This is a genomic window from Bradyrhizobium sp. (assembly GCF_049798375.1).
In the GTDB taxonomy this organism is placed as follows: domain Bacteria; phylum Pseudomonadota; class Alphaproteobacteria; order Rhizobiales; family Xanthobacteraceae; genus Bradyrhizobium.
This window is the reverse complement of the sequence record NZ_JBARGP010000584.1, coordinates 1-5234: the sequence shown is the minus strand read 5'-3', so window position 1 is coordinate 5234 and position 5234 is coordinate 1. Positions and strand designations below refer to the sequence as shown.

General features: G+C 65.9%; 4 protein-coding genes. All 4 read right to left on the bottom strand.

Translation table 11 applies throughout. From position 1 onward, the window contains the following. Positions 1 to 156: 156 nt before the first annotated feature. The gene (locus tag WA702_RS23425; RefSeq protein ID WP_425112937.1) at positions 157 to 1035 is read right to left on the bottom strand and encodes an EamA family transporter; all 879 of its coding nucleotides are present in this window, start codon (positions 1033 to 1035) and stop codon (positions 157 to 159) included. A gap of 278 nt (positions 1036 to 1313) precedes the next feature. Beyond that, positions 1314 to 3518 carry a xanthine dehydrogenase family protein molybdopterin-binding subunit gene (locus WA702_RS23420; RefSeq protein ID WP_425112938.1) on the bottom strand — a complete coding sequence of 735 codons (2205 nt, stop codon included), beginning with the start codon at positions 3516 to 3518 and terminating at the stop codon, positions 1314 to 1316. Position 3519: 1 nt separating this feature from the next. Beyond that, entirely contained in the window at positions 3520 to 4536 is a 1017-nt protein-coding gene (locus tag WA702_RS23415; protein WP_425112936.1) for an FAD binding domain-containing protein, read from the bottom strand. Further along, on the bottom strand, positions 4533 to 5060 hold the full coding sequence (locus WA702_RS23410) for a (2Fe-2S)-binding protein (RefSeq protein ID WP_425112935.1): 528 nt from the start codon (positions 5058 to 5060) through the stop codon (positions 4533 to 4535). Before WA702_RS23410 ends, WA702_RS23415 begins: the two co-directional genes overlap by 4 nt. Positions 5061 to 5234: the final 174 nt, after the last annotated feature.

Genomic DNA, 5234 nt, shown 5'->3' with positions numbered 1-5234 from the left:
GGCCACAACAGCCGCCGACGCAAGCGCGGCCAAGTGGCCTGCAACAGCCCGCACCGCAGCTGCAGCGGCCCGGCCCCACCGTACGGCCGACACAGCCGCGCGGACGCCCCGCGGCGAAGGACCGGCGTCGGGAGCGGCAGCCGCGTTGAGGTCAGGCTAGTATCCGCTGGCGATCGCAGCGGCGCCGAAAACGGCACAGGCCGCGCCCAGCCAGGCCGTTTGTGCCGGCCGCTCGCAAGTGGTCGCCCACAGCAGCGGCAGGATCGCGACCGGAGTGGTCGATGACAATGTCGAGACGATGCCGACCGGCTGGCCCGAGAGTGCAAACAGCACCAAGGTCATGCCGAAGCCCATGCCAAGCAGGCCGCTCGCTGCAGAGCGCAGCGCAATTGGTGCGCTCGCCGGCGCAGCTGCGTGGAAACCCGGCAGCCGCGACAGCGCCACAAGCCCCGGCAGGGCGACCGACGCGCGGATGATCGTCGCCATCGCAGGATCGAGTCCTTGCGCCATCACCGGCCGCGCGATCAGCACCGCGGCGGCCGCGCAGAGTGCACTGAGCAGGCCGAAGACAATGCCCGCCGGCAGCGAGCCGTGCGTCTCTTCGCTGGCCGGCTTGCCGCCCCGGAACAGGATGGCGAGCCAGACACCGCCGACGACGCATGCGATGCCGGCGACTTTCACTGGGGATAGCGTCTCGCCGAGGATCAGGTAGCCGAGCAGCGCCGCGAACGCTGCCCAACTCGTGTAGATCACCGAGGTCCGCCGCGGCCCGAGCCGCGCGATCGCGGCATAGAAGCAGGAGTCCGCGATGACGATGCCGAGCAGGCTGGAGCTCGCGAGTGCGAGCATTTGTCCGGCGGGTGGCCAGCTCCAGGCGCCGCGCACCGCGACAAGGCCGAGCAAAGCCAGCAGCGCCGCTGCGAGCCGCCAGCCATTGAAGACGACGGGCCCGAGATGGCGGACCGCCGGCGGCGCGATCAGGTTGGAGAAGGCGATGCTGACCGCAGCGGCGACGGCAGCCAGATCGTACAGCATGACGGCTCGCAAATGGCTTTATCGGAACGCGGTGGCGGGCGAGCTTACAACGAGACGGGCGCATCTGCCTATACCGCGTGCACGCTCCGTCTGATTGGGTGGGCAAAGCGGAGCGTGCGCACCATCGAGATCGGCTCAATCGATTGGTGGGCTCGCTTCGCTCAGCCCACCCTACGCACCATCTTCCGTATTGCGAGCGAAGCGAAACGATCCAGAAACAAGAAGGAAGTCTGGATTGCTTCGTCGCCTTCGGCTCATCGCAATGACGGATGGCGCAATCAGGACACCACCTTGTCCAAGGTGATCGGCAGATCTCGCACGCGCTTGCCAGTGGCGTGATAGACCGCGTTGGCGATCGCGGCGGCGACGCCGACGATGCCGATCTCGCCCACGCCCTTGATGCCCATCCTGTTGATCACGGCGTCCTGCTCCTCGACGAAGATCACCTTGATATCATGAACGTCAGCGTTCACCGGCACATGATACTCAGCGATATTGGCGTTCATGATACGCCCGAATCTGTGGTCGATCAGCGCCTCCTCGTGCAGCGCCATGCCGATGCCCCAGACCACGCCGCCCATGATCTGGCTGGCCGCGGTCTTGGTGTTGAGAATGCGCCCGGCGGCCACCGCATTGACCACACGCGTCACCCTGATGATGCCGAGCTCCTCGTCGACCTTGACCTCGGCAAAGATGGCCGAATGGGTGTTGTGGGCGTGCTTGTCGTCCTCGGCGAAGTCGGAGCCACGCTCCTTCTCGATCCGCTCGAGCCCGCCGTGACGCATCACGTCTGATATTGCGATTTTGCGACCGGGATCGGCAATGGAGGCGATCGCGCCGTCCACGAGCGTCACTTCATCACGCTTCAACTCCTTCAGTGACGAATCCGGCATATCCAGCGCGATCAGCAACAGCCGTGCCCGAATATCATCGGCGGCATTGACGATGGCGTGCGAGATCGACGCCGCCGTCCATGACCCGCCTTCGACCTGCGCCTGCGGCAGGGTGGAGTCGCCAAGCTTGACCGTCACATCGGCGATGTCGACGCCAAGCATGTCGGCGGCGACCTGCGCCACGATGGTGTAGGTGCCGGTACCGATATCGGAGGCCGCCGAGGACACCTCGACATGGCCGTTCGCCGTCAGCACGATCCGGCTCGCGAACGGCATCTGCAACGCCTCCCAGACGCCGCTCGCCATGCCCCAGCCGACCAGCTCGCTGCCGTCGCGCATCGCGCGTGGCTCCGGGCTGCGCTTGGGCCAGCCGAATGCATTGGCTGCCTGCCGGTAACATTCCTTCAACTGCTTGCTCGAGAACGGCAGGCCCTTGTCCTGATCCTCGTCCGAGTAGCAGCGCAGCCGCAGCTCGACCGGATCCATCTTCAGCGCCACCGCCAGCTCGTCCATTGCGCATTCCAGCGCATAGACTCCGGTGGCGGCGCCGGGCGCGCGCATGTCGCCGGGCGTCGGCACGTCGAGCTTGGCCAGGCGATGCGTCGCCCGCGAGGTCTCGGAGCGGTAGAGCACGTCGCCCCAGCCGATGTCATTGCGCGAGAACGCCTCGTGCTGCGAGGTCATCGCGATCGCCTCATGGGTGAGCGCCGCGAGTGCGCCGTCCTGCTTCGCGCCCAGCGCCAGCCGTTCGATGGTGGCAGGGCGATAGCACAGGCCATACATCTGCGCACGGCTAAGCACCACGCGGACCGAGCGTTGCAGCTTCAGGGCGGCCATCGTTGCCAGCGCGACCTCGTATTGCGGCCGCAGGCCGGAGCCGAACGCGCCGCCGACGAACGGCGAGATCACCTGCACGTCCTCGGATTTCAGCCCGAACACGCTGCAGACATAGCGCTGCACGTTCTGCACGCCCTGCGTCTTGTCGTACACTGTCAGCTTCCCGCCGTGGTGCCAGACAGCGGTGGCGCCGTAGAGCTCCATCGGATTGTGGTACTCGGCCGGGATAAAATATTCCGCGTCGTGACGCACCGCCGCGCCCGCCAACGCCTTCACCGCATCGCCCCGCGGCTTCACCGGCTTGTCGACCTTGATCGCCTGCTCGCGACGGGCCTGCAGATCGGTCGTGAAGCTCTCGGCCTGATAGTCGATGGCGACCAGCGTCGCGGCAAAACGCGCAGTGTCCTCGTCCTCGGCGACGACGAGCGCCACCGGCTGATAGTTGAAATGCACCTTGTCGTCATAGAGCGGACGGAACGGCGCGCCGTTCTCGGGTGCCACGTCATCGCGGTAGTCGTCGTCCTTCTCCGCCATCTTCACCCGGTTCTTGTGGGTGAGAACGTCGATGACGCCGGCAACCGCAAGCGCTCGGCTGGTATCGATGCTGACAATGCGCCCCCGAGGCATGGTGGAATTGACGACCACGCCATAGACGAGATCAGGCGCGGTGAATTCGGCGGCGTATTTGGCAGCGCCAGTGACCTTGGCACGGCCATCGACGCGTGAGGTGGGAGTACCGATCGTGGCCATGATGTCACCGGACCTTCTTGATCGATTGAACCTGCGGCGTGGCATTCGCGGCCTGCGTCAGCGTGCGAATGATGGCGCGACGCGCCAGCCCGATCTTGAACTTGTTGTGTGCAAAGCCCTTGGCGTCCTTCAGCAGCGCGTCGGCCGCAGCGCCGAACAGATCGCGGCTCGGGGCTTCGCCGCGCAGCAGCGCTTCCACCGCGACATCGCGCCAGGGCTTGTGCGCGACGCCGCCGAGCGCCAGCCGCGCCACCCTGATATGACCGTTCTCAAGCTCGAGCGCGGCCGCGACGGAGACCAGCGCGAACGCGTAGGATAGCCGGTCGCGGATCTTCAGATAGCTGTAATGCGTCGCAAAGCCCTGCGGCGGTAATTCGATCGCCGTGATGATCTCGTCGCTGCGCAGATTGTTGTCGATCTCGGGCGTCTCGCCGGGCAGCCGGTGGAAATCGACGAAGGCGATGCTGCGCGCGCCAGCGGGGCCGGCGACATGCACCGTGGCGTCGAGTGCGGCCAGAGCCACGCACATGTCGGAGGGATGGGTGGCGATGCAGGCCTCACTGGTGCCGAGGATGGCGTTGATGCGGTTGAGACCTGCGATTGCCCCGCAGCCGGAACCAGGCGCGCGCTTGTTGCAGGGCGTCGCAACGTCATAGAAATACAAGCAGCGCGTCCGCTGCAGCAGATTGCCGCCGGTCGAGGCCATGTTGCGCAATTGCGCCGACGCGCCGCCGAGGATCGCGCTCGACAGCAGCGGGTAGCTGCGCTCGATCAGCGGGTGATAGGCGAGATCGCTGTTGGGCACCAGCGCGCCGATGCGCACGCCGCCATCGTCGGTCTCCTCGACCGATCGGAGCGGCAGGCGGCTGATGTCGATCAGCCGCGCCGGCCGCTCGACCTCATATTTCATCAGGTCGACGAGATTGGTGCCGCCGGCGATGAACTTTGCGGCCGGATCGGCGGCCTTCATCCTAACGGCGTCGGCAATGTCGCTGGCGCGGATATAGTCGAAATTGTTCATCGCTTGCCTCCCATCGCTTCCATCGCCTGCTCGATCGCGGCAACGATGTTGGGATAGGCGCCGCAACGACAGATGTTGCCGCTCATCAGCTCGCGGATGTCGTCCTTCGTCTTCGCCCTGCCCTCCGCAATCAGTCCGGCCGCCGAGCAGATCTGGCCCGGCGTGCAATAGCCGCACTGGAAAGCGTCGTGATCGATGAAGGCCTGCTGCAGCGGGTGCAGCGTATCGCCCTTGGCCAATCCCTCGATGGTCGTGATCTCAGCGCCGTCCTTCATCGCCGCCAGCGTGAGACAGGAGAGGACGCGCCGGCCATCCAGCAGCACGGTGCAGGCGCCGCACTGGCCGTGATCGCAGCCTTTCTTGCTGCCGGTGAGATCGAGCCGGTCGCGCAGCAGATCGAGCAGCGTGGTCCAGGGCGCAATATCGAGCGTGCGCGCCTCGCCATTGATCGTGAGCGTGATCGAGACGGGCTTTGGCTTTGCGGTGGTCTGCAGGCCGGCATGAGCGAACGGAGCCGAGTTCATACAAATCTCTCCGGAAAAACGGTGGCGACCCGGTCGTGCCTCGCGAGGCACAATGCGACGGCCGCAGGCAGGAATGGTCGACGCTAACCCGCAATGCGGGCGAAAGTTCTTCGCGATGCGGCAGGGGCAGCTCACGATCGTGCGCTGCGGGAAGCGAATCGAGGTGGCGGGCAA

Bases quoted from the DNA above. Each gene is read 5' to 3' on its own strand.
- WA702_RS23425 (WP_425112937.1), bottom strand. From the start codon at position 1,035: ATGCTGTACGATCTGGCTGCCGTCGCCGCTGCGGTCAGCATCGCCTTC.
- WA702_RS23415 (WP_425112936.1), bottom strand. From the start codon at position 4,536: ATGAACAATTTCGACTATATCCGCGCCAGCGACATTGCCGACGCCGTT.
- WA702_RS23410 (WP_425112935.1), bottom strand. From the start codon at position 5,060: ATGAACTCGGCTCCGTTCGCTCATGCCGGCCTGCAGACCACCGCAAAG.